The sequence below is a fragment of the Flavobacterium sp. GNP002 genome (genome assembly GCF_054343795.1).
The window spans coordinates 837337-863144 of sequence record NZ_JBTGUW010000001.1 but is presented as its reverse complement, the minus strand read 5'-3'; the positions used below and the strand labels follow the sequence as shown (position 1 = coordinate 863144).

Below are 25808 nucleotides of genomic sequence, written 5' to 3'. Positions count from 1 at the left end.
CAGCAATAGTCTGTTTTTTGGAATCCATTCCAATCCAATTCTGCGTAAAAAAAGCCCCAATAGTATTGGAGCTTTTGTATTTAAATGTTGACGGATTATCTTATAATTAATTTTCTGGTCGCAGATGCCTCTTTTTCATTAATTTTTATGATATAGACACCTGAAGTTAGATTAGAGACATTTAGCTCTCTAGAACTAAGCATTGTTTGAAGTACTTTTTTTCCTAAAACATCAAATATAATTATTTCTTTATCCAAGTCGTTTTTCGTAGAAATGTAAACTTTGCCATTGCTTACAGGGTTCGGGTACAAGCTTAAACCTTCTATAGTAGCGGTTTCTTGTGTTCTTGGTTGCGGTTTAGTTTCCTGAGCGCTAACACTCAGAGAAAATAAAAGAACCAATACAGTAATAATATAAAAGTAGTTTTTTGCCATCAGATTATTTTGAATAGTAAATATACAAAAAATAATTCAAAAAGCATACCAAAAAAAAACATCCTGATTACTCAGGATGTTTACTATAAATCAAATGGATTGTTTATTACAAATTTGATAATAAATTAACGCCATCAACAATTGCCCAAGCTCCAGGAGTCAATGCAGCTCCAGTTGCTGTTGTACTAGTTGTGAAGTTTACAGGTAAAAATGAAACTGTGAAAGCTGCACCAGCACCCCATTGAGTAGTATTACTGTCTGCAATTTTTACATTCAACATTTTTATTTTACCATTAACAACCTGATTAGTATTTGTTGCAGCATCTTGTATTCTTACGGCAACAGCATTTGTTGTAGTTGTTCCTGAAGTTGCAGTATTTGTGTATCCTGAAATTACTACATTACTGTATTCTCCGTTACCTTCTTTTTTGAATTGGATTGCATCAATTTCAAGTGGATTACCAGCTTCAGTTGCAGTACCAGCAGCTCTTCTTAAAGTAATGTTAGATACTTTAGGGAAGAATGCATTGTTTACACTTTTTGCTTCGATCTCCATTCCAAAATTTCCAGCTCCAGTTTGATAAGCATACCAGTTAGTATTTGCTTGACCTTGCCATCCATCTTGCCAGTCAAAAGAATCATCTGTGTTTCCGTAAGAAATAAGGTTTTTAGCACTTACAGTTCCACCGTAAAATTCAAAACCATCATCAGCTCCTTTGTAAGAAACTAGATTTTCTAATACTGTTCCTGAACCTACTGAATAGAATGAGAAACCATTCATTTCAGAATTTCCGTCAAGGATTTTTTTACCTGCATATTCTACTCGTACATACTTCAAAGAACCTCCATTATGAGCAGCATTTGTACCACCGTAAACAATGTTTGTTCCGTCTTCAGAAGTTGCAGTTGTAATAGGAGTTCCGTCAGCTGTTTTTCCAGAAACGATAGGAGCATCACCAAACATGATTATTCCACCCCAAGAACCTGCAGTTTTAGATTTTTCAGTAAATACAACAGGTTCTGCTGCAGTTCCAGAAATATTTAATTTTCCGCCTTTCTCAACTAATAAAGCATCAGCACCATCAGCTACATCAGCAGTAATAACTGAACCAGCTTCAAAAGTTAAAGTAGCATCGCTTTTTACTCTAACGGTACCTTTGATAGTATAAACCCCTTTTGTATATGTTTTTGCTGCTGTGATGTCTCCTGTGATTTCACCCGTTGCAGTCGGTGGAGTTGTTACTACATCGTCATCACTTGAAGTACAACTTGTAAAAACCAAGCTCAATAATGCAAGACTGAATACTAATTTTTTCATTTTTAATGATTTTAAAATTATAAGTTTTTTTGTTAATTATTTATGTCAAAAGTACTCCCGAGCTTCTGAAATTTAGTTATGTAATTGTTATTAAAGTATTATATAACAATGAATTTGATGTAAAGTTTATGTTACTTATGTAAACAAAAAAAAAGAGCCATTACGGCTCTTTTCTATTGTTGTTTTTAAAACGTATATCCTATGTTAAAGGAGAACCCGACACCTTTTTTGAATTCTCTTAAAATTAAAGAGTCTTCTGTAATGTTTAAAGTGCTTTTGCTTCCTAGCTCTTTTTTATAACTTGGATTTAAGATGTTGTCTACTCCAAATTTAAGTTCGATACTTTTTGAAATTGAGTTAGTCCAAACAAAATCTAATTTACTAAAAGATTTCTCGTAGATATGATCAATTCCTGATGAACCTACAGCAAAAATACGATCTCCATAAACGTTGTAAACTAATGTCATTGAGTTTTTCCAATCTTTATTAAGGATGAAATCATACTTCAAATCAGAATTGATTAACCAGCTAGAAGCACCTTGCAGCTTACGGTTTGTACTGTTTTCTAATTCATTCCCTTGTTTTTTAAGGTCAATTTTAACATCAGTACTCATTAATGATGTATTAAAACCTAAAGAGAAATTAGAAAGAGATTTACTTATTCTGCTCAATTGGAAAAGCATTTCTATTTCGGCACCATAAATAACCGCTTGCTCTGAGTTTTTGAAAGTTGTGATTTGACCACCGCTATTTGCAGTTGGTTTGAAAACTCTTTCAATTGGATCATTAATCATTTTTCCAAATACACCTACAGCAAACAATTCTTTGTTGTTAGGGAATAATTCATATTTGAAATCTACATTATAGTTTTCACTGTCTTTTAAATCTGGGTTTCCACTTTCTGAAGTTCCATCGGCATTGATGTAATTTATTGGTAACAACTCCATCGCAACTGGACGAGTTATTGTTTTTGCCAATGATACTCTCAAATTGCTATTTTCATTCAAAATTCGTTTCGCGTTTATAGACGGTAAAATGTCAAGCTTGTCATCTGTCTTTTTGCGGTAAGCACTTCCAAAAGGATCTCCTTGTTGTCTGTATTTTATGGTACGAGTAGAACTTTCGCCTCTAATACCAGCATTCAAATCCCATTTTTCTCCAAGATTCATAAACAAATTGAAGTAACCTGCATTAACAAACTGATTCAATTTTACTTTATAATCTCCATTTGATTCTTCTTGAACATAAACAATTCCGTTGTTGATATCTTCGTTGATGTTTTGGCTTATAGTACTTAAATCAGCAGTGTAGTTTTTCTCTAAATTTCTTCTTCCAGAAAAGAAACGGTAAGAAGATTCCATGTCATTCAGCGAGCTGTTGTATCCAATAGATAATTTGTTAGAATCTTCTTTATCTCCAAATTTCAAATTATATTCTAAAAGTGAAGAGTAATAGAAGTTTCCTTTTACATCAAGGAATTGACGGTTTAAGTTATTACCACCATAAGACATATTTATTTGGGTGTCATCTAGTTTTACACCTGTGATAAATTTTCTATCCGGTTGTTGAAAAGAAGTTTTTACATAAGAACCTCCAGCTTTTAAGGTCTGTTTTCCATCTTCAGTCAATTTATAATCCCCATACAATTGCGTGTTCCAATAGTTAGATTCTTCGTATTGATTTAATCTAATAAGATTATTTGTCTGATTTGCTAAACTGTTTGTGTATCCTAATTGATCTTGGATTTTGCTTTCAGTTGCTTTAATCAAGAACGTGTTGAAGTTCAAGTTAAAACGGTTTGTTTTGTATTTCAAACCTGCTAAACCAGAAAAAGTAGTTTGGTAGCTGTATTGCGTATTGTACAAATTATTGTCGTAGTTTCCTTGTCCAAGATTGAAAGTTCTATCGACACCTTCTCTGTAAGAATATTTATTGTCAAAATTGAAAGACATTATATAACTAATATTTCTTTCTTTTTCAAGACTGAATTTTTGAGCATGTAAGAATCCAATGCTAGAATTCAAAGGACTTTTTGTATTGTTAACATCCCATGATTTTTTACCAAATCCATCTTCATATTCCGCAGGAGAAAGTTTTTGCCCGCTTGGAACTGATCCAAAAATACCAGGAAGCGCTCTGTCATTACCAATAAGTCCTAAAGAACCTTTCGTTGAATTTGCATCATTAGAAAGTAAAAAATCTTGAAGATTATTGTTAGTTGTATATCCAAAACCAATATTCAGTTTAGTGATATTTTTTGGTTGAGGTGTTTCAATATTAACAGTTGCTCCTGCAAAATCTCCAGAAATATTAGGATTAAATGTTTTGTAGATATTTAATACTCCCACAACATCAGTAGGGAATAAATCCAATGGGATAATTTTCTTGAAAGGGCTGTTTGAGGGGGATTGTAAATCGTTTATCAATAAGTTATTGTAACGGTCTTCTAGACCTCTAATGAACAAACCTCTTCCGTCAACTTTAGTGATTCCGGTAATTTTTGTCAAACCTTCCTCAACATCGCTAACTCCTTTACGGGCCATTTCTTGAGCACCAATACTTTGTTTAATTACAACTGCTTGTTTTTGGTCTAATAAAAGAGCTGTTTCCTTTTCTCTACTTGCTGTGTTTCTTACAATAACATCTTTCAGAGTATAACTTCCAGAACCTAGTGCTTTGTTAATAGTTACTGTTTCATCAGCAACTACTGTCACAGGAATCTCTACAGATTCATAACCTACAAAACTAAGTTGTAAAGTATAACTTCCAGGTAGTATTGTTATGGTATATTTACCATCAATATCAGTATTAGTTCCTATATTTGTTCCTTTAATAAGAACGTTAGCAAAAGGTAATGACTGATTATTAGCATCTTTGTCTGTTAACGTTCCAGTAATAGTACCTTTACTTTGTGAGTAAGAGATCGCTGTAAGTAATAACGTGAAAAATAGTAACTTGAATTTCATTTGGTTTAAATTTTTTGCAAAGTAACACCAGAAATGTAAAATGTAAGTTACTGACTTGTTATGGTTATGTTTTGTTTTGGGTCTTAAAATCACTCCAATATTAAATTATGGTTAACACCATCTGAATACTCCATTTATTATTACATTTACAATTCAAAAAACAATTTTTGGCACTTTATGAAGAAAAAAAATACAAAGATTCTATTAGTAGATGATGAACCGGATATCTTAGAAATTGTAGGGTATAATCTCTCTCAAGAGGGGTATCAAATAGTTACGGCAGCAAATGGGAGAGAGGCAGTGGCGAAAGCTAAAAAAGAAATGCCAGACCTTATTATAATGGATGTTATGATGCCTGAAATGGATGGAATGGAGGCTTGCGAAAACATTAGAAAGATTCCAGAACTCAGTAATGTAATTATCACTTTTTTGACAGCCAGAAGCGAAGATTATTCCCAAGTTGCAGGCTTTGACGCTGGTGCGGATGATTACATCACAAAGCCAATTAAACCTAAATTATTAGTCAGTAAAGTAAAAGCATTATTACGCCGATTAAAAGAAAAAGAACAGAACAGCGAAACACTTAATGTAGGTGGAATAGAAATAAATCGCGAAGAATATAAAATCGTTAAAGATAATATTGAAATCGCATTGCCTCGAAAAGAATTTGAATTGTTTTACCTACTAGCTTCAAAACCTGGTAAAGTGTTCAAACGTGATGAGATTTTGGACAAAGTTTGGGGAAATGAAGTAGTTGTTGGAGGAAGAACGATTGATGTTCACATCAGAAAACTAAGAGAAAAAATTGGAGAAGAATTATTTAAAACAATAAAAGGAGTTGGCTATAAGTTTGAAGTATAAATGACAATAAATTTTAAAAAAACATATCGTTTTGCCGTAAAGTCAGCGCTTTACATTACTCTTTTTTCTACAGGATTAGTTGGTTTTCTTACCTATTTATTTTTTACTTTTTCCTATCGATTTTGTTTGGTATTTGCCATTGCGATTGCTGCATTTTCATTTCTGGTTATACAGTATAGAGTGGAGCGCTTTATCTATAAAAAAGTAAAAAAAATATACGATGACGTTTCTTTATTAGAGTCAAGTACTTTTAGAAATCAACCCATTACTACAGATATGGCAACACTAACACGTGAAGTGAAAAAGTTTGCCACCGATAAAAAGTTAGAAATTGAAACTTTAAAAGTTCGTGAAGAATATAGAAGAGAGTTTCTAGGGAATGTTTCTCATGAGCTCAAAACACCACTATTTATGGTTCAAGGGTATTTGTCAACCCTGCTCGACGGAGCCATGAGTGATAAAACAATCCGAAAAAAATATTTAGAACGTGCCGAAAAAGGAGTAGAAAGACTAATTTATATCGTACAAGATTTAGATATGATTTCTAAACTTGAAATTGGGGATTTGAACTTAGAAATTGCCGAGTTTGATATTGTTAAATTAGTTCAAAATGTCTTTGATTTGCTCGAAATGAAAGCTTCCAAGAAAGATATTCTGTTGATGTTTGACATGAAGTACAATAGGCCCGTTATGGTGGTTGGAGATCAGGAAAAGATTCAGCAAGTAGTGATGAATCTTGTCGTAAATTCAATCAAATACGGAAAAGTAAAAGGTTCTACCGAAGTTAGTATTGAAGATTTGACAGATGAAAAGGTAATCGTTCGAATCACGGATAATGGTGAAGGAATTGAGAAAAAAAATATACCAAGACTTTTTGAGCGTTTTTACAGAGTTGACAAGAGCGGAGCAAGAACCGAAGGTGGTTCAGGTTTAGGTTTATCCATTGTAAAACATATTATTGAAGCTCATGATGAGAAAATTTATGTAGACAGTACATTTGGCATAGGATCTGAATTTTCTTTCACACTTGAAAAAACAAAAACAAGTAAAAAAACAACATAAAATCAAAGATTAAAACAGTTTAAAAACCGATTCTTGTGAATCGGTTTTTTTATTTCTGTAAATCAAAGTTTGATTATTTTTCAAAAACTTGAAATAAATTAGTCCATTCAATTTTAGAATCTAATCTAGGTAATCCTTTATATTCTTCAATCTCTAGGATGTTTTCCATTTTAAATTCTTCTTGCGTTGCATACGGAACCAAACCTTCTTTCTTTAATTTTTTGGCTAAATATTCTTGTTCATATTGACCTGGCGTTGGTATGAAATAAGCTTTTTTTCTCAGTTGTGCTAAATCCATGATTGTAGTGTAACCCGAACGGCAAAGAACCATTTCACTTTCATTAAAAGCCTGTTCTAGTTCGGTTGAATTCATGAAGTTGTAATACGTTACATTTCTAATTGTGGTAGTTTTTTGTTCCTTTTCGATATTTCCTTCAATGAAAATTACATTGCCATTGTATTTAACGATTTCTTTTTTTAAATGTTTTTCTAGCATACCACGTTGAGGTTCGGGACCAGATAGAATCACTAGTAAGTCATATTTTTTTGGCAATAGTATCTTTTGGAGTCTGCTCAAAGGACCAATATATTTTGTCTTGAGATTTGGATTATCAATATGCCCCAGTTTACCAGTTAAATTTGGAGTTCCTATTAGATCAGGAACCCAGCATTCCGTATATTTTTTTATGATAGATTGATGTATTTTACTGGTGATCCAAGTGGTATTTCCAGTCATCACATTCAATTGATGCGTGATAAAAACAGATGGGATTTTCTTGCTGAAAACGCCCAATCTGTTATCCGAAATAATTCCGTCTATTGCATATTTTTCAACCCAATTTTGAATTGTTTTTTTTTCTTCCAGAATGGCTCTGATCATTTTTGGACCATTCTTTATTAATTTCCATTTAAAATTGGCGCCATTTTTAGCATATTCAATCTGGTAGGATGGGAGTTCCAGTGTTTGTATGTTAGGAAACTCTTTTCGTAATAATTCAAGAGCAATACCATCTGAAGCAATTACCGGGATGTAGTTGTTTTCTTGTAAAGCCCTGATGATTGGTATGCAGCGGGTGGCATGGCCTAAACCCCAGTTCAAAGGTGCAATCAAAATAGTTTTAGGGGCGGTTTTTATATCCATTTCTAATTGTATCAAATGTTTTTATAGTTGAAAGATACATAAGTTAAGGCCTTTTTTATATTTGCAAAATATTACTAAACTATTAAGTTATCAAATACTATTTCAGGACGCAACAATGGACTAAAATAAATAAAGGCTATCTATAAAAAAGATAGCCTTTCAAATATATTTTCTATAAAAATTATTCTTGTATATAGGTTTTATTTCCGTTTGAGTTAATATAATATTTCCCTCCTCGTGGACCAGTATACACTTTTTTACCATTGTATTCCCCTGTTATTTTGTCGGCTACTTTAGGTGCTTTTTCGTTAGTTTCCTTGATTTTTTTTATTGATTTTGCACTTGAAGCTTTTTCTTTTACAGTTGTTTTAGCTGTTGCTGCTTTGTCTTTAGCAGTTTCAGCTTTTTCTTTAGATGCAGTTGCTTTTTCTTTAGTCGTAGCTGCTTTATCTTTAGTAGTTTCAGCCTTGTTTTTAACTACTTTATCTTTTGCAGTTTCGGCTTTGTCTTTAGCTGTAGTTGCTTTTTCTTTGGCAGTTTCGGCTTTTTCTTTTGCTGTTTTTTTAGCTGTAGCAGCTTTATCTTTTGCAGTTTCGGCTTTGCTTTTGGTTGTTTTTTCTTTTGCTGTAGCTGCTTTTTCTTTTGCAGTTTCCGCTTTCTCTTTAGTTGTTTTTTTAGCTGTAGCTGCTTTCTCTTTTGCTGCTTCGGCTTTTTCTTTTTTGGCTTTTGCCAATTTTTCAGTTTTAGATTTTGTTGCTTTCTTTTCAGCTGCAGTTTCTTGTGCTTGCAAGTTTACTGACAAAATAATTACAAAACACAACAACAGTAATTTTTTCATAATGATTTGATTTTAAATTTTATATAATAAAAATAATAAAAAATAATCATATTTAGAAAGTCGTTCAATGAAATTATTCCAAATTCAACAATTAAAAATAAGCTCTTAATTGAACATTTCCAGTGTGAATGGCTTGGCTCGTTTCACTTTTTCTTCCTTGATAATTGAAATTAATATCTAAAAACTGGGTGATATTTTTCTGTAAAAGCAATCTCCAAGTCAAGTTCTGCCCGGTTTGTAATCCTTCGAGCATTTGAAATCCAACCGAAGAAAACTCATTTCCTTCAAATTTATTTTGGTAAAAAGAAACTTCTCCATTCAGCGTTATTTTTTTATCACTGGCATAAGAAAAGGCAGTTCCAAAACGGTTTTGCAACAACGTTTCGAAAACTCCAATCTGGTTTTCTTTGCTTTGTAATTCATAAAAGAGATCCCAACTGGTATTTTTAGAGAATAAATAACTGATTTTTGGCGCCAATTGATATCCTTTTATAGCATAATTTTTTTCTGAAAAATTCTCTGATTTAATAGTGGTTTGAATCGTTTTAGCAAAAAAACCGAATAACCAGCTTTTTTGGTACAAATGTCCATACTGCAATTGATGTGAACTGTTTGTAGCTTCTTGCGAACCTATTGATAATAAGTTTTTGGTTTTATTCTGTAGATAAGAATAAGTGATCGAATGGTTCTGCTTTCCGCGATTGTAAAACAAACTATTCCGTAAACTGGAATTCAGCCCCAAAACATTTTCACTAGAACCGCTAAACGGATTTAATTCAAAATTGTCTCCGTCACTTCTCGTTTTTCGATCGATTATAAAGGCGGTTTGATTATAAAAATAGGAAAGTAATTTTTTTATTCCTTTTTCATTTTGCCATTGATTCGGGTTTAAGGTCACGGATTGTGAGAACTTATTTTGATGTGTTTTTATATAAATCCGGTTGGGTAAAAATACTCTGATGAATTTTGCCTGATCGATAAACGGAGCAACTTCAAACTCCTGTAATTCCTGAATTCCATTGCCGTTATAATCATTCCAAGTATAGACGCCTTGACCTGCAGAAACTTCGAGATAGGTGAATTCTTGTTGCGGAATGGTTCCGGAATTCGTTTCATAAACCGTTGTACTTTGGATTAATTGATTGAAAAAACGATCTGTATACACTATTCGGGAATTTAACGTAGGCTCTCTTTTTCTTGTCGCATCCACAAAATCCAAGATTCTGTAATTGGCAAAAAGGGACAAATCACTTCTGTTGGTTTGTATTAATTTAGATTTCAGCATCAAAGTCTGGGAAGAATTTACCCGCTGAATCAAACTCCCGACACTTCGGGATTGTAAGCTGTCATTGTTTCTTCTTAAATACCCCAATTCTACAAAAACTTTAGTGCTATCGCCACGACCGGTAAAAAAACCATACTCCGTAAATTTTTGGCTTAAAGCTGAAAACTGATTGGTTGCTTTGTTTTTTTCTTGATTGTCTTCTAATCGTAAGCTGGAACCAACCCAATTTTTATCAAAATGAAAACGCATTTGAGATTGGTTTCTTAAAAATTTTGACGATGAAATACTGCCATCGCTTTTTAGGAAACTCCCTTGGTTTTGAAAAGTCCATTTTTTTATTTGAAACAAACCATTTACAACATGCCTACTGCCCGAAAAATTTTCAGAGAAATCAAGTTTTTCAAATTGATACACTACTAATCCTTTGTTGGTGGATTTTGGTTTAGGATTTAAATCCAATTGCAAACCGGAAACTAATAAACTCTGATTCCCAACAGCCGCAGTTCCTAAATTCCAATCTCTGTCAAATTCTATATTGTACAGTCGTTCCACTGATCTGAAATCTTTCTGAATGAATTGATAATTTGCAAAAGCATCTACCTGCCATTTTCTTGAAAAAAGCCGTTGCTTGGCATTGATTTTTCCTGCCAAGCCTTGATTGTTGGCGTCATCAATGGATGAAAATAAATTTTGGTCATTATTGCTTAGGCCAATTTCAAAGTCGACAGCCGTTTTTTCACTAGGTTTGTATTTTCCCAAAAAGGTGGCAACTTGAATTTTTGTTGGCGCGATGAGCTGAATTATGGGTTCATAATTTCCTTGAGGAATACCGTTTATTGGCTCTACATATTCATAAACTCGGGTAATTGTTGCCGAATTTGTCACGATATAATTCCCATTATTGGTTCCAACAAGAGTAAATCGGACATTGAATAGTTCCTGTTGAGCGTCATTTGAATATTCGAAAATTTCAACGGCGTTAAATATCGTTTTTCTATACAGTACTTTATTCTCTGAATAGGAATCAGCATAAGCAGAAGGCGCTGTCATTAAATTAGGATTGTCTCCTGAATTGACTAATATCTGGGCTTGTTCTTGTGATAAATTTTGTTGTAGCGGTTGATTTTTTAAGTCATTTTCCGAATATAAATAGCCTCCAAAACTCCATTTTTCATTTTCATGCGTAGCGCCGGCATACGTCACAAAGCGAGTGTAATTCCTGTCGGAATATTGATATTCTATCGCAATACGCATTTCGGAAGTGATGGTAAAAAGAGGCGTAAATACAATTTCACCGGCATTGTAGTCTATTGTATAATCGTTGTTTTCGCCACGTTTCAGTAAAATTCCATTTACATAAACCCGCTCTGAACCCGATACAACCAGAACGTATAATTCTCCATTTTGCCCTTTTAATTTATAAGGACCTTGATTCCCTTCTTGTCCCACAAAATTGCTTTTGGCATATTGTCCTCGAACTAATGCCGCTGATGCAAATACATTCGTTTTGTTTTCTTCGGTTCCAAAGTTGAAATTAGTCGCCAGTCCTTGTACCTTTTTGTTGAAATTCAGGAATTGGGTTTTCTTGTTTTCCAAAAAAATATCTCCTGCTCGAATGTTCCATTGGTCACTGAATAATTCCATAAAAACATTGTCAAACTGATCCAGCTTTTGTGAATAGCCGCCGTCCTGCAATGGAATATTACTGTCTTGAATCGAGGCTCTCAAACTTACTTTTTCGGAAATCTTTCCTGTGATTTGTAAATCTAAATTAGAATTCAAAACTGCATTTTGATTGTTTCCTATGGTTATGCCACGAGTAATGCTCCCTGAAGTATTCAAACCTTCAAAAGGCACGTTTTTCTTTAGATTTTTCTCTTCAATTTTATACAAATTTCCATTTCCGGCTTCATTACTGACGACTCTGCTGGGATCGTAAATGCGGTATTCTTTGGTTAGTATTTCAGGAAATTTAAGATACTGTACTGTAAGTGAATCGGAGTTAAAAGCGCTGTTTTCCTTTAAAATCAGAGTTCCCTTTTTGAAATTTATTTTAAATAAAGTGCTGTCGATAGATTTTCCATTGGCGTCAAGCAGTTTGAAAAAGCTGGAATTAATACTTTCTTTTTCGATATAAATTGTGTCGCGGGAAGGAAGGATTTTTTTGATTTTGTACAGCGAATTAATTTCCTGAGCATGGAGCCCAGAAAAACAGCCTATTACAATCCAAAAAAGTAATTTTTTCAACATAAATACTATAACTCGAAAGTATCAAAAGTAGTATTTATAATTCGATAATGTGCCAATCAGAAAATCTGGGAATAGTTAAGTCCATATATTCTGGTTTTGAGCTATTGATTTCATGCTCTGGAACAGCAAAAAAAAATGGGAGTCAAATTTATTGACTCCCATTTTTATACTATTGAAATAGTTTTTAAACTTCTTTGGTGATCACTTGCATGGTTTCACGGCTGACTTGTTTCAATAAAACGACTTTGTTTTCTTCAACAGTTTGCGCTGCTTTATCGTTGAAATGTCGGATTGTATATAAGGTTACATTTTCGTCGTAATCGACTTTAAATTTTTTAGATAAAATGGCATTCAGCGCTTTAAAATTGTCAAATTTATCTTCCACACATACAGAAAAACTAATGGCAGAATTCTGAATTAAGTTTACTTTTATTTTGAATTGGTGAAACAACGCAAAAATCTCACTGATGTTTTCTTCCATGATGAAAGAGAAATCTATTGACGAAAGCGAAATTAAAAGCTGGTTTCTTTTGACAATAAAACAAGGTAAATAAGGTTCTAAATCCACTCCTTTAGAAACGCTTGTTCCTTTTAATAATGGATTTATAAACGATTTTACATATAAAGGAATTTCCTTTTTCTGTAAAGGTTGTAACGTTTTTGGGTGAATAACCGTTGCTCCGTAAAAAGCTAATTCAATGGCTTCACGATACGAAATTTGATTTAATAAACTTGCATTTTCAAAATATCTTGGGTCGGCATTCATTACTCCTGGAACATCTTTCCAGATTGTTACGCTTTCGGCATTTAAGCAATAGGCAAAAATTGCAGCAGTATAATCAGAACCTTCACGACCTAAAGTAGTGGTGAAATTATTATCATCTGAACCCAAGAATCCTTGTGTGATGTTCAGGATTTTTCGTTTTACGTTTTTGGCAATATTTTTCTGTGTCAATTCCCAGTCTACTTCTGCATCTCTATAATTTGCATCTGTTTTTATGAAATTGCGAACATCCAGCCATTGTGTTTTTATTCCCATGAAATTCATGAAATGACTAAGAATAGTTGTCGAAATTAATTCACCGTAACTTACAATCTGATCGTAAACAAAATTATAATTGGGCGATTTATTATGTGTCAAGAAATATTCTAAATCAGCAAATTGAGTGTTTACAGCTGCAAAAACTTCGTTTTTGTCATCTTCAAATAAATCCATCAAAATTTGATTGTGGTATTTTTTTACTTCTTGTACTGATGAATTTAACTCCGCCGATTTGTCGAAATAGTTTTTTATGACACGTTCTAGTGCATTCGTCGTTTTCCCCATTGCAGAAACAACCAACAATACATCTTCGTAACCCACTTTTTGTAAAACGTCATATACGTTTTTAATTCCTGCGGCATCTTTTACAGAAGCTCCTCCAAATTTGAATACTCTCATATTTTTAAACAAAAATTATTCTTTACTTTATTTCAATTTATTCTCCACAAAATGGTTGATTCCTATTTCATCCATTTGTACTACATACCAATCTCTAAGCACTTTCGCACCTGATTTTTCATAGAAATCTATTGCTGGAGTATTCCAGTCCAATACATTCCATTCCACTCTTCGAACCTGATCTTTTTTACCCTGTTTTATAATTTCAGAATATAAAGCATATCCAAGTCCGGTTCCACGCATTTTGTCTTTTACCACTAAATCTTCTAAATGAATTGTTTTTCCTTTCCAAGTTGAAAAACGGTAATACCACAATGCGATACCCACGATATCATCTTCCACTTCGGCCACAAAAACATGAAATAGAGGAACAGGGCCAAAACCATCGCGAATTAAATCGTCAACAGTTACAAGAACAGCATCTGGCTCCTTTTCAAATTCAGCCAACTCTTGGATAAGACCTAAAACAGCTTGCATATCTTGCGGGTTTCCTCTTCTAATATTCATAAATTTTTATTTTAATGATTCAAAAATGCAATAAAATTGCATTTTTACGTATTAATTTTGTGTTTTATTCAGCAAATATACAATACTGTCAAACTAAATAAATAGTATTCAAATTGTTTTCACAAAAAAAACGATATTTGTGACTTCAAAATAACTACATCGATTTCGTAATGGAAGAACGCAACAAAACACTAGGAGAATTTATCATTGAAAACCAAAATGCTTTTCAATATTCGTCAGGCGAATTATCCCGAATCATTAACTCCATCCGATTGGCTGCCAAAGTAGTCAATTATAAAGTAAACAAAGCAGGATTAGTTGATATTGTTGGGGCAGCCGGAGAACAAAATATACAAGGGGAAGACCAGCAAAAACTGGACGTTTATGCCAATGAAATTTTTATTCAAACTTTAATCAATCGTGAAATTGTATGTGGAATCGCTTCCGAAGAGAATGATGATTTTATCACTGTAGAAGGAAGTGACAACAGTCATAATAACAAATATGTGGTTTTAATGGATCCGCTGGACGGCTCATCAAATATTGATGTCAATGTTTCGGTTGGAACTATATTTTCGGTTTATAGAAGAGTTACTCCAATAGGAACTCCAGTTACCATTGAAGATTTTTTGCAACCGGGAATCAATCAGGTTGCGGCAGGATATGTTATTTACGGAACCTCGACAATGTTAGTGTATACAACAGGACACGGAGTGAATGGATTTACGCTGAATCCGGCTATTGGAACCTTTTATTTATCGCATCCAAAAATGCAATTCCCAACTGACGGTCATATTTATTCCATTAACGAAGGGAATTATGTTCATTTTCCGCAAGGAGTAAAAGATTATATAAAATATTGCCAGTTAGAAGAAGGAGACAGACCTTATACTTCAAGATATATTGGAAGTTTGGTCTCTGATATTCATAGAAATATGATTAAAGGCGGAATTTATTTATATCCTACAAGTTCCAAAGCACCAAAAGGGAAATTACGTTTGCTCTACGAATGCAATCCGTTAGCTTTTATTGCTGAACAAGCCGGAGGAAAAGCTTCGGATGGATTTAACAGAATCATGGAAATTGAACCGACAGAATTACATGAAAGAGTGCCGTTCTTTTGCGGAAGCTATAACATGGTCGAAAAAGCGGAAGAATTCATGCATAAAGCAAAATTAAGTAAATACTAAAAACGTAGGTTTAATAAAAAAGCTCCCAGATATCTGAGAGCTTTTTTTATACTTTACAATTACTACAATTACTTGTTCATGTTTTGCATTTCGAAAAGGAAAGTATCTAAATCTACTTTTCTATCTACTAATTTAAGTGCTTTATGTATAATATAATCTACATTTTCAGCATTAAAGCCTAGTGCTACTCCAATTTTTCTTAATAATAATTCTTGTGTGTCACCTAACTGATGATCCACATGAACCATTCTCGCTAAATCAAACAAACGCTCCAGTCTTTGCTCATGTAAATAAGGAGGGTTTATGGGATATTTTAATGGATTTTCTAAAATTTCTTCATATTCTGCTTGAGAAATTTCTAATCGAACAGCCAGTTTGTCCAAAAATAGTTTCTCTTCTGGAGCAAACTTATCGTCAGCAAGTGCTACACGAACAATAGCTGAAAAATGACCTTTATTTCTTTGTTTGAATTCGCTATCAAATAAATCTGAAAATGACATAATTATTGTTTTTTTTATCTTACAAAGATAAATCTATTTTTAAATTAATGATTTTAATTTTTTTATATTTTTTCTTTGAATTTGATCTCTTTTGAATTGCATTTATTTAAATAATCAAATCAATCATTTTCAAAATTAATCGTAAGTTTACAATCCCTTTATCAACCTAATATATTACCCATGTCAGAATTTTGGATTTACTTTCAAATTGGATTAAAACACGTTTTAGATATTCATGCGTATGACCATGTTTTATTTTTGATAGCCTTGGCGATTCCTTTCTCTTTTAAAGATTGGAAGAGAATTGTGCTTCTGGTGACGCTTTTTACCATTGGACATACCATGGCTTTATTGCTTTCTGTTTTTGGTATAATTGCAATTAAAGTGAATGTGGTCGAATTATTAATTCCAATAACCATATTGATAACGGCGTTGTTTAATCTTTTTACGGCGGGAAAATCAAGCAAGAAAGAAAGTATAAATTTGGTATTTTTCATCACGCTTTTCTTTGGAATAATTCATGGATTGGGTTTTTCAAATTATTTCAAATCGATTCTTGGAGGCGATGCTGTTTCTAAAATAGTACCATTATCAGAATTTGCATTAGGAATCGAAGCGGCACAGATTGTAGTGGTTTTTGTGGTTTTGATTTTGTCGTATATTGTTCAAACCGTTTTTAGATTTTCTAAACGTGATTGGACATTGGTAATGTCGGCATTTATAATAGGAGTAGTGATACCATTGATTGTTGAAAGTGAAATCTGGATTAGATAAAATGAACGAAAAAAAATTAAATAAATACGATAAAGCGTATCTTAGAATTGCTAAAGAATGGAGTTTACTGTCCTATTGTAAACGCAAACAAGTTGGTGCGATTATTGTGCGAGATAGAATGATAATCTCTGACGGATATAACGGAACGCCATCCGGTTTTGAAAATTGCTGTGAAGATGAAGAAGGATTAACGCGTTGGGATGTTTTACATGCTGAAGCAAATGCGATTCTGAAAGTGGCACGATCTACGCAATCCTGTGAAGGAGCGACTTTGTATATTACGCTATCGCCTTGTAAAGAGTGCAGCAAATTGATTCATCAATCCGGAATAAAAAGAGTGGTATATCAGAATGGTTATCGTGATGATTCAGGAATTCAGTTCCTTATAAAAGCAGGAGTAGAGGTAGAACATATCCCCGTATTAGAAGAATAATTATTGTCTTCGTATGAAATATAACGTAAAATATTTGCCCATTCTTATTTTCTCAACACTCGCTCTGGGTGTTGTGCTGGGTGGAATGTTGAATTTTCCTAATGCAGTTGATTTCGCAGACAGAAATAATTCTAGGAGCAAGCTCAATAAACTGATTGATTTTATTGACAATGAATATGTCGATGATGTCAATACAGATTCTATTGTAAACCTTACCGTAGATAATATTCTGGCGCAACTCGACCCACATTCTGTTTATATTCCACCAAGCGATCAGCTGGAAGTGGTAGAAAGCATGAAAGGAAACTTCGTGGGAATAGGCGTAAATTTTTACATGTACAATGATTCAGTGGCGGTGATAAAACCAGTTGAGAACGGCCCTTCGGCAAAAGCTGGAATAAAAGCTGGCGATCGAATTTTGTATGCTGATAAAACAAAATTATTTGGTCGAAAATTGCCAAGTGACAGTCTATATTCTAAATTAAAAGGAACAATAGGTTCTGATATTGAGCTTACTATCTACAGAAAATCCGAAGGCAAAAAATTAAAAGTAAAAATAAAAAGGGATGTTATTCCTCTAAAAAGCGTTGATGTCGCTTTACTTTTGAGTAATAAAACGGGCTATATAAAAATAAATAGATTTGCCGAAACTACCTATAGAGAGTTTATGGCGGGTTTAACTAAACTGAAAAAACAAGGTGCAAAATCACTTGTAATTGATGTTCGTGATAATGGTGGCGGTTATATGGAAGAAGCAATTGCTATTGCCGATGAATTATTGATAGACAAGCAGTTGATTGTTTTTACCAAAAATAAAAACGGGAATATAGACAAGACATTTGCAACTGCAAAAGGCAGTTTTGAAAACGGAAACGTATTTGTTTTAATCAATGAAAACAGTGCTTCAGCAAGTGAAATTCTAGCGGGCGCCATTCAGGATAATGATAGGGGAACTATTGTTGGTCGTCGTTCTTTTGGAAAAGGATTGGTTCAACGAGAAATGGATTTTGCCGATGGTTCAGCCGTTCGATTGACTATTGCCAGGTATTACACGCCAACGGGCCGCTCGATTCAAAAACCATATTCGAAAGGAAATGATGCGTATTTTAAAGAATCAGAAGCTCGTTTTGGAAATGGGGAGTTGTATGAAAAAGACAGTATAAAAGTTTCGGATACTTTAAAATTCAAAACTAAAAAAGGTAAAATTGTATACGGCGGTGGCGGAATTGTTCCTGATGTTTTTGTACCCTTAGAAGTAGAGCACGGAAATGAAAGTACGGCTTATTTATTGCAATCCGGAATCGTGGGTAATTTTGTTTTCGAACAATTAGATAAAAACAGAAGCGCTTTTAAAGGACTTAATTTCGAACAATTTAAAACTAAAATGAATGAAACGGATTTGTATTTTAATTCGTTTCAAAAGTTTATTTTCGGAAACGGATTGGATTTGAATTTTGGAAAGAGCAAGTCGTTGGTAAAAAGATATTTGACTGCTGAATTTGCCCGACAATTGTATGGAGAAAGCTATTATTATGAGATTGTATTGAAAGAAGATGCGATGATAAAAAGAGTTTTGAATCAGAAATAAACCGGAATAATACTAAGTATGAAAAATGTTTATTTTGGAATGACTGTAAATGAACGCTTGTATGTTAGTGTACTTTATAATGATTTTGATACTTGTGTGAAAAAGAAAGATATTGAAGGAATTAAAGCTATTTTAAAGAAAGTTGAATTGGATCAAGATTCTATTACCGAGATAATAAATAGTTTAGAATTTAACGATTAAGATCCATTCATTTTTCTACCTGATACTATCGTGAGCATGAGTTTGCACGCCGTTATTCCATAAGGTGAGAATATCTGTTGCAACAGCGGCACCGCTTCCTGAAGCAATGGCGAGCTGGCTTCTCCATCCTGCTAAAGTTCCTATGACATAAATTCCATCGGCGACTTTGTGGTCGTTATTTTTAAGTTGGATTCGTTGTTTTTCGGGAAGGGATTTTTGATGAGGCTCTACATAATGCATCAATCCATCAATTGCAAAAGTATTTGCGGAGCCTATGCCTATGACTATTGTTTTTGTTTGGTAAGAATTCCTGTTTGTAATGACTGTGAATTCCGGAAATTGCCCTTCAATTTTCAGTACTTTTTCATCTGGAATTTGAGTGATATGAGGATAAGCTTTTGAAAGATGTTCCGTGCTTTCCTTCAATAATTCAGAGCCTAATTTGCCTGGAGCGATTCCATAAGCATTATTAAACAGAGCTTCTTGAAGAGATGATGCTTTTTGATGGGTGAAAACGCCAATACTTTTGTCAGTGACAAAGGATTTGTTTTTTGCAGAACCCAAAACGAGTGCGCAGGATATTCCAGAAACGCCACCGCCAACTATGAGAACATCAAACATTATTACAGTTGGTCATTTGATTTTTCTTCAATCTTTTTTGCCATTTTAAAAATCAGAAGAATCAAAACGGCACAGAAAGAAGCAGCAATTCCAATAAAAGCAACTACGCTATCTCCTTGAAAAGGATTTCTAAAATCCAACAAAGTAACATTAAATATGATTAGCGCTATTGCTAAAAACACCAAGATGTTAGTGAAAATTTTCATAATACATTTTTGTTTTTGATATAAAAGAAACAGATTTTTTTTTTAGAAACACTTGTCGGTTCAAAAATCAGATTACCTTTTAAAGGTATCTTAGGGGGTAAATTTATGAAAATTTATTTTAGACGAACAAACCTTTAACATTCGCAGCGAATAATTTAACAGCAATTGCAAGAAGTACTACGCCAAAAGTCTTTCTAATAACGCCAAGTCCATTTTCTCCTAGTATTTTTTCAATTTTAGAGGATGATTTCAAAACGATATATACCAGTATAATATTCAAAATTATTGCGATAACAATATTTATGGTAAAAAACTGGGAACGTAAAGAGAGTAAAGTAGTCATTGTTCCTGCTCCGGCTATCAAAGGAAACGCCAAAGGAACAATAGATGCGGAACTCGCTTCTTCATCACGATAAAGCCGAATACCTAAAATCATTTCCAAAGCCAGAAAGAATAATACAAAGGAACCGGCAACGGCAAATGAGTTTACATCAATCCCTATTAAATTCAGTAATTCCTCTCCCACAAAAAGAAAAACAATCATGATTATACCGGCTACTATCGAAGCTTTTTCGGATTCGATATGTCCATGTTTTGATCTTAGATCAACAATGATAGGGATAGTTCCCACGATATCAATTACAGCGAAAAGTACCATTCCAACCGTAATTATTTCTCTAAAATCGATTTCAAACATAATTTTTTTGTTTGCAAAGTTAAACTTTTCGGTAGATTTTTGATAAAAATTAAATTTTATTACAACAATTCTGATGCATTTTTTTATAGACTGATTTTCAATTGATTTTTTGTTTGTTGAGATTGTATGTTGCTTACTATTAGTTTGTTAGTATACTTTAAAAGTCGATTGTTTCATTGGTTTTTAAAAAAGTTAAAGTTGATTTTTATCTAAAAGATTACAACTTACTTTGACTACCTTTGTACTTTATAATCTCAGTACCCCAAAATAATGTTTCAATTAGGAAAAACCATCGTCTCAGAAGACATACTCGAAAAAGATTTTGTTTGCAATTTGTCAGCCTGTAAAGGGGCTTGCTGTGTTGATGGCGATGCGGGAGCTCCATTGAGCGTTGAGGAAACTAAAATATTAGAAGAAATTTATCCTAAAGTAAAACCATTTTTACGCAAACAAGGAATTGCTGCCATTGAAGCGCAAGGAACTTGGACAAAAGGAACTGATGGTGATTTTGAAACGCCACTTATTGACAATAAAGATTGTGCTTACGTAATGTTTGACGGCAAAACGGCTTTATGCGGAATCGAGCAAGCGTATAATCAAGGTGTTATTGACTGGAAAAAACCTGTTTCTTGTCATTTATATCCTATTCGTGTGAAAGATTTCACGGAGTTTGCTGCCGTTAATTATGACAAATGGGATATTTGTGATCCGGCCTGTTCCTTAGGTCAGGAACTTGAAGTGCCAGTGTATAAATTTGTCAAAGAAGCGTTGGTTAGAAAGTTTGGCGAGGACTGGTATGCGGAGCTCGAGACAGTTGCCGAGGAGCATAAAAATAATTCAAAATAGAATAAAAAACCCTTGTTTTCTATTTTTAAAACCCTATATATTACGGTGCTTTATGCTTTTTTTTAAATTTTAATAAACTGATTTACAGTTTTTTATGGTTTGAATAAAAAATCTATTTAATTTCCCCTTTTGTTAAAAACTATGGCTTATTGTGGATAAGTTTGGCTTTTAATTTCATCAATATTTCGCAATCTTTGTAACTCTCAAAACGGAATTTATTTCGTTAAAATTTCAAAAAAAACAAACTACTATAATGGCACAACTTGAACCAATTTTACAAGAGAATAAAAATCGTTTCGTGATTTTTCCAATCAAACACCATGATATTTGGGAATTTTATAAAAGTATGGAAGCCAGTTTCTGGACTGCTGAAGAAATCGATTTGTCACAAGATTTAAATGACTGGAATAACAAACTATCGGACGATGAGCGTTATTTTGTTAAACACATTCTTGCTTTTTTTGCTGCTTCTGACGGAATTGTAAATGAGAATTTAGCTGAAAATTTTGTGAACGAAGTGCAATATGCTGAAGCAAAATTCTTTTACGGTTTTCAAATTATGATGGAGAACATTCATAGCGAAACGTATTCGTTGTTGATTGATACATATGTGAAAGATGAAGCTGAGAAAGATGAATTATTTAATGCTTTAGAAGTTTTTCCGGCAATTAAGAAAAAAGCGGACTGGGCATTAAAATGGATTGAATCTGATTCGTTTGCAGAGCGTTTGATTGCTTTTGCAGCGGTCGAAGGAATTTTCTTTTCGGGAGCATTTTGTTCTATTTATTGGTTGAAAAAACGTGGATTAATGCCAGGATTGACATTTTCTAACGAATTGATTTCTCGAGACGAAGGTGTTCACTGCGATTTTGCAGTGCATTTACACAACCATCACTTGGTAAACAAAGTGCCAAAAGAAAGAATCAGAAGTATTATTGTGGACGCTTTGAATATTGAAAGAGAATTTATCACTGAATCGCTACCTGTAAGTTTAATAGGAATGAATGCGGTGTTGATGACGCAATATTTAGAATTTGTTGCTGATAGATTATTGGTTGAATTAGGTTGCGACAGAGAATACAATACTACAAATCCGTTTGATTTTATGGATATGATTTCACTTCAAGGAAAAACAAACTTCTTTGAAAAGAAAGTAGCCGAATATCAAAAAGCAGGTGTTATGAATACCGATGAAGATGCTCAGAAAATATCTTTTGACGCTGATTTTTGATTTTTTTAAACCAGTAAGGAATTAAGGTTTATCAACTTTTAATTTATCTAAAAGTGTTGGTGTTAAAGAAACATTTTAATTTTTTAAATCTTAAATGATTTACTGATTTTTTTATGTTTCAGATGCTGATTAGCCCAGATAGTAATGAAAATCCTTTTTATTTTTTTTCTTTAAAAAATAAAAAGATTGCAATGGATAGCTGGAATAGCTCCAAAAAAAGATGCTGAAATAAGTTCAGTATAATTTACAAATAACGAAAAACAGTGAAGGGATTTTCTGTTTTAAAAAAAACAAACAAAAGTATGTATGTAATTAAGAGAGATGGCCACAAAGAGCCGGTAATGTTCGACAAAATCACGGATAGAATTAAAAAACTATGTTATGGTTTGAATGATTTGGTTGATGCCGTGAAAGTGGCAATGCGCGTAATTGAAGGACTTTATGATGGTGTGTCGACATCGGAGTTGGATAATCTTGCTGCCGAAACTGCTGCGTCAATGACTATTGCGCATCCGGATTATGCACAGTTAGCTGCTCGTATTGCAATCTCAAATTTACATTCGAATACTAAAAAATCATTTTCGGAAACGATGAATGATATGTTCAATTATGTAAACCCAAGAAACGGTCAATACGCACCGTTACTTTCTGAGGAAGTGCATAAAGTGATTATGGAAAACGCGGAATTTTTAGATTCCCATATTATATATAACAGAGATTTCAACTACGATTATTTTGGTTTTAAAACCTTAGAAAGATCGTATTTGCTAAAAATAAACGGTAAAATCGTGGAGCGTCCGCAACACATGTTGATGCGTGTTTCTGTTGGAATTCACTTAGACGATTTGAAATCGGTGATTGAAACTTACGACTTAATGTCGAAAAAGTTCTTTACGCATGCAACCCCTACATTGTTCAATGCAGGTACGCCAAAACCTCAAATGTCTTCTTGTTTCCTTTTAGCGATGCAAGACGATAGTATTGACGGGATTTATGACACGTTGAAACAAACGGCTAAAATCTCGCAATCAGCGGGTGGAATTGGGCTTTCTATTCACAATGTAAGAGCGACTGGTTCTTATATTCGTGGAACAAACGGAACGTCTAACGGAATTGTTCCGATGTTAAGAGTTTTCAATGATACCGCAAGATATGTAGATCAAGGTGGAGGAAAACGTAAAGGAAGTTTTGCTATTTATATCGAAACTTGGCATGCGGATATCTTTGAATTCCTAGACTTGAAAAAGAATACTGGAAAAGAAGAAATGCGTGCTAGAGATTTGTTCTTTGCCATGTGGACTTCGGATTTGTTCATGAAACGTGTGCAGGAAGACAGTTATTGGACATTGATGTGTCCTAATGAATGTCCGGGATTGTATGATGTGTATGGAGAAGAATTTGAAGCAATGTACATTGATTACGAGAAACGTGGAAAAGGTAGAAAAACCATCAAAGCGCATGAATTGTGGGAGAAAATCCTGGAATCGCAAATTGAAACGGGAACTCCTTACATGTTGTACAAAGATGCAGCCAACAGAAAATCAAACCAAAAAAATCTGGGTACCATTCGTTCTTCGAATTTGTGTACTGAGATTATGGAATTCACTTCTAAAGATGAAATTGCAGTTTGTAACCTGGCTTCACTTTCGTTGCCAATGTTTGTGGAAAACAAAAAATTCAATCATGAATTGTTGTATACCGTTACCAAACGAGTAACCAGAAACTTAAATAAAGTAATTGACAGGAATTATTATCCGGTGATAGAAGGAGAAAATTCTAATAAACGCCACAGACCAATTGGTCTTGGAGTGCAAGGATTAGCGGATGCTTTCATCATGTTGCGTTTGCCGTTTACTAGCGACGAGGCGAAAAAACTGAATCAGGAAATTTTTGAAACCTTATATTTTGCAGCCGTAACCGCATCAATGGAAATGGCCAAAGAAGAAGGTCCTTATTCTAGTTTTGAAGGTTCGCCAATTTCACAAGGAGAATTTCAATATAACCTTTGGGGATTGAAAGATGAGGAATTATCAGGACGTTGGGACTGGACTTCATTGAGAAAAGAAGTAATGGAACACGGAGTGAGAAACTCATTGTTAGTAGCTCCAATGCCAACAGCTTCGACTTCTCAAATCTTGGGTAACAACGAAGCATTCGAACCATATACTTCTAATATTTACACGAGAAGAGTACTTTCGGGCGAATTTATTGTGGTAAACAAACACTTATTGCACGATTTAGTGGAGCGCGGTTTGTGGAACGAGAACTTGAAACAAGAATTAATGCGTAATAACGGTTCAGTCCAAGCGCTTAATATTCCGCAAGACTTGAAAGAATTGTACAAAACCGTCTGGGAAATGTCTATGAAAGACATTATCGATATGTCACGTCAGCGTGGTTATTTTGTCGATCAATCACAATCGTTGAACTTATTTATGCAAAATGCCAATTATTCTAAATTGACATCGATGCATTTCTACGCTTGGCAATCCGGATTGAAAACAGGAATGTATTATTTAAGAACAAAAGCTGCGGTGGATGCGATTAAATTTACACTGAATAATGATAAAAAAGCAGAGCCTATCGAAATCAAAGAGCAATCAATCGCTGTTCCTGCAGTTGCAGAAGCAGTAGAAATGACTGCCGATGAATACAGAGCGATGCTAGAATTGTCTAAAAATGCTGGTCCAGACGAATGTGAAATGTGTGGGAGTTAAAGATTTCAGAATTTAAAATTAAAAGAGCATTTGAACTGTCAAATGCTCTTTTTTGTTTTTTATTAATTTATACCGAAATAGCAGCTAATCTAAATGTTAAACAATGAATATTTGAATTAAAACTATAAGAATAATTCATTATATTTGAGATAGTTATCATTATAAAATCACTATCATGGAAAATAAAAAATTTACTGTTACAGATGATTTATTAGCTTCCAAAAGCCAACGTCTGCTGAATTTTATAATCGATGTGTTGATTATCTATATTATTGAAATCACTATTGGTACGACCATAATTTTAATTGGAGATTTGACTCGAAGTGATACAGCGTCAAATTGGGTTTCCTCATTAAGCGCAGTTGAAAGTTTCTTTTTTGGATTAGTTTTACTCTTTTTTTACTACGGATTGACTGAAATATATTTCTCCAGAACCTTCGGGAAGTATTTCACGAAAACAATGGTTGTAAAGTATGATGGTTCAAGACCCAATATGAAAAGCATTATTATACGAACACTTTCTAGATTAATTCCTTTTGAGCCTTTTTCATTTTTAATTGCTGAGCGAGGATGGCACGATACATTATCGGTTACGTATGTGGTGAAAAAGCATGAGTTTGTTGCCAAAAAGAAATTCCTTGATCCATCTGATGAAATCGTAGTTTGATATTATTTTTTTTCTAAAAATAAACCCAATAGAT

23 protein-coding genes are annotated in these 25808 nt (G+C 33.6%); 11 read left to right on the top strand and 12 right to left on the bottom strand.

What is annotated here, in order from left to right:
• Nucleotides 1–95: 95 nt before the first annotated feature.
• The 3 genes from ACXX80_RS03875 to ACXX80_RS03865 form a co-directional block, all read right to left on the bottom strand.
• Entirely contained in the window at nt 96–434 is a 339-nt protein-coding gene (locus ACXX80_RS03875) for a T9SS type A sorting domain-containing protein (RefSeq protein WP_417990587.1), read from the bottom strand.
• 106 nt (nt 435–540) lie between these two features.
• Nucleotides 541–1752, bottom strand: coding sequence for a beta-helix domain-containing protein (locus ACXX80_RS03870; RefSeq protein WP_458552100.1), 1212 nt, complete (start codon nt 1750–1752; stop codon nt 541–543).
• Nucleotides 1753–1937: 185 nt separating this feature from the next.
• On the bottom strand, nt 1938–4718 hold the full coding sequence (locus ACXX80_RS03865) for a TonB-dependent receptor (protein ID WP_458552099.1): 2781 nt from the start codon (nt 4716–4718) through the stop codon (nt 1938–1940).
• Nucleotides 4719–4895: 177 nt separating this feature from the next.
• Here ACXX80_RS03865 and ACXX80_RS03860 point away from each other — a divergent pair, with 177 nt between their 5' ends.
• Both ACXX80_RS03860 and ACXX80_RS03855 read left to right on the top strand, forming a co-directional pair.
• The gene (locus ACXX80_RS03860; RefSeq protein ID WP_315209432.1) at nt 4896–5579 is read left to right on the top strand and encodes a response regulator transcription factor; all 684 of its coding nucleotides are present in this window, start codon (nt 4896–4898) and stop codon (nt 5577–5579) included.
• Nucleotides 5580–6641, top strand: coding sequence for a sensor histidine kinase (locus tag ACXX80_RS03855; RefSeq protein WP_458552098.1), 1062 nt, complete (start codon nt 5580–5582; stop codon nt 6639–6641).
• Nucleotides 6642–6714: 73 nt separating this feature from the next.
• On the opposite strand, the gene ACXX80_RS03850 is transcribed toward ACXX80_RS03855, so the two are convergent.
• The 5 genes from ACXX80_RS03850 to ACXX80_RS03830 form a co-directional block, all read right to left on the bottom strand.
• A complete protein-coding gene (locus tag ACXX80_RS03850; RefSeq protein WP_458552097.1) occupies nt 6715–7782 on the bottom strand; it encodes a glycosyltransferase in 1068 nt (355 codons plus the stop codon).
• 181 nt (nt 7783–7963) lie between these two features.
• On the bottom strand, nt 7964–8620 hold the full coding sequence (locus ACXX80_RS03845) for a hypothetical protein (RefSeq protein WP_458552096.1): 657 nt from the start codon (nt 8618–8620) through the stop codon (nt 7964–7966).
• Between the two features lie 91 nt (nt 8621–8711).
• Nucleotides 8712–12155, bottom strand: a complete 3444-nt coding sequence (locus ACXX80_RS03840; RefSeq protein ID WP_458552094.1) for a DUF8818 domain-containing protein — start codon at nt 12153–12155, stop codon at nt 8712–8714.
• 184 nt (nt 12156–12339) lie between these two features.
• Nucleotides 12340–13596: an aspartate kinase gene (locus ACXX80_RS03835; protein WP_458552092.1), complete on the bottom strand. Its 1257-nt coding sequence runs from the start codon at nt 13594–13596 to the stop codon at nt 12340–12342.
• A gap of 27 nt (nt 13597–13623) precedes the next feature.
• Nucleotides 13624–14103 (bottom strand): GNAT family N-acetyltransferase, encoded by a 480-nt coding sequence (locus ACXX80_RS03830; RefSeq protein WP_458552090.1) that lies wholly within the window; start codon nt 14101–14103, stop codon nt 13624–13626.
• A gap of 170 nt (nt 14104–14273) precedes the next feature.
• Here ACXX80_RS03830 and fbp point away from each other — a divergent pair, with 170 nt between their 5' ends.
• On the top strand, nt 14274–15293 hold the full coding sequence (gene fbp, locus ACXX80_RS03825) for a class 1 fructose-bisphosphatase (RefSeq protein ID WP_099714225.1): 1020 nt from the start codon (nt 14274–14276) through the stop codon (nt 15291–15293).
• 68 nt (nt 15294–15361) lie between these two features.
• On the opposite strand, the gene ACXX80_RS03820 is transcribed toward fbp, so the two are convergent.
• A complete protein-coding gene (locus ACXX80_RS03820) occupies nt 15362–15793 on the bottom strand; it encodes a TerB family tellurite resistance protein (protein WP_099714226.1) in 432 nt (143 codons plus the stop codon).
• A gap of 180 nt (nt 15794–15973) precedes the next feature.
• On the opposite strand from ACXX80_RS03820, the gene ACXX80_RS03815 reads away from it, so the two are divergent.
• The 4 genes from ACXX80_RS03815 to ACXX80_RS03800 are packed head-to-tail and all read left to right on the top strand — an operon-like array spanning nt 15974 to nt 18789.
• Nucleotides 15974–16567, top strand: coding sequence for a HupE/UreJ family protein (locus ACXX80_RS03815; RefSeq protein WP_417990578.1), 594 nt, complete (start codon nt 15974–15976; stop codon nt 16565–16567).
• A 1-nt stretch (nt 16568) separates the two neighbouring features.
• Entirely contained in the window at nt 16569–17000 is a 432-nt protein-coding gene (locus ACXX80_RS03810; RefSeq protein ID WP_417962871.1) for a deoxycytidylate deaminase, read from the top strand.
• A 13-nt stretch (nt 17001–17013) separates the two neighbouring features.
• The gene (locus ACXX80_RS03805; RefSeq protein WP_458552087.1) at nt 17014–18588 is read left to right on the top strand and encodes a S41 family peptidase; all 1575 of its coding nucleotides are present in this window, start codon (nt 17014–17016) and stop codon (nt 18586–18588) included.
• An 18-nt stretch (nt 18589–18606) separates the two neighbouring features.
• Complete coding sequence (locus ACXX80_RS03800) at nt 18607–18789, top strand: hypothetical protein (RefSeq protein ID WP_458552086.1); 183 nt, start codon at nt 18607–18609, stop codon at nt 18787–18789.
• 15 nt (nt 18790–18804) lie between these two features.
• On the opposite strand, the gene ACXX80_RS03795 is transcribed toward ACXX80_RS03800, so the two are convergent.
• From ACXX80_RS03795 to ACXX80_RS03785, 3 genes are all read right to left on the bottom strand, one after another.
• Complete coding sequence (locus tag ACXX80_RS03795) at nt 18805–19410, bottom strand: FAD-dependent oxidoreductase (protein ID WP_458552085.1); 606 nt, start codon at nt 19408–19410, stop codon at nt 18805–18807.
• A 2-nt stretch (nt 19411–19412) separates the two neighbouring features.
• Complete coding sequence (locus tag ACXX80_RS03790; protein ID WP_099714232.1) at nt 19413–19616, bottom strand: hypothetical protein; 204 nt, start codon at nt 19614–19616, stop codon at nt 19413–19415.
• A gap of 118 nt (nt 19617–19734) precedes the next feature.
• Entirely contained in the window at nt 19735–20313 is a 579-nt protein-coding gene (locus ACXX80_RS03785) for a MarC family protein (protein WP_417950694.1), read from the bottom strand.
• Nucleotides 20314–20583: 270 nt separating this feature from the next.
• Between ACXX80_RS03785 and ACXX80_RS03780 the strand changes: the two genes are divergently transcribed.
• The 4 genes from ACXX80_RS03780 (at nt 20584) to ACXX80_RS03765 (ending at nt 25774) form a co-directional block, all read left to right on the top strand.
• Nucleotides 20584–21159 (top strand): DUF3109 family protein, encoded by a 576-nt coding sequence (locus tag ACXX80_RS03780; protein WP_458552083.1) that lies wholly within the window; start codon nt 20584–20586, stop codon nt 21157–21159.
• A gap of 253 nt (nt 21160–21412) precedes the next feature.
• On the top strand, nt 21413–22390 hold the full coding sequence (locus ACXX80_RS03775) for a ribonucleotide-diphosphate reductase subunit beta (RefSeq protein WP_417979958.1): 978 nt from the start codon (nt 21413–21415) through the stop codon (nt 22388–22390).
• A gap of 302 nt (nt 22391–22692) precedes the next feature.
• Nucleotides 22693–25107: a ribonucleoside-diphosphate reductase subunit alpha gene (locus ACXX80_RS03770; protein WP_458552082.1), complete on the top strand. Its 2415-nt coding sequence runs from the start codon at nt 22693–22695 to the stop codon at nt 25105–25107.
• 175 nt (nt 25108–25282) lie between these two features.
• Nucleotides 25283–25774, top strand: coding sequence for an RDD family protein (locus ACXX80_RS03765; RefSeq protein WP_458552081.1), 492 nt, complete (start codon nt 25283–25285; stop codon nt 25772–25774).
• Nucleotides 25775–25808: the final 34 nt, after the last annotated feature.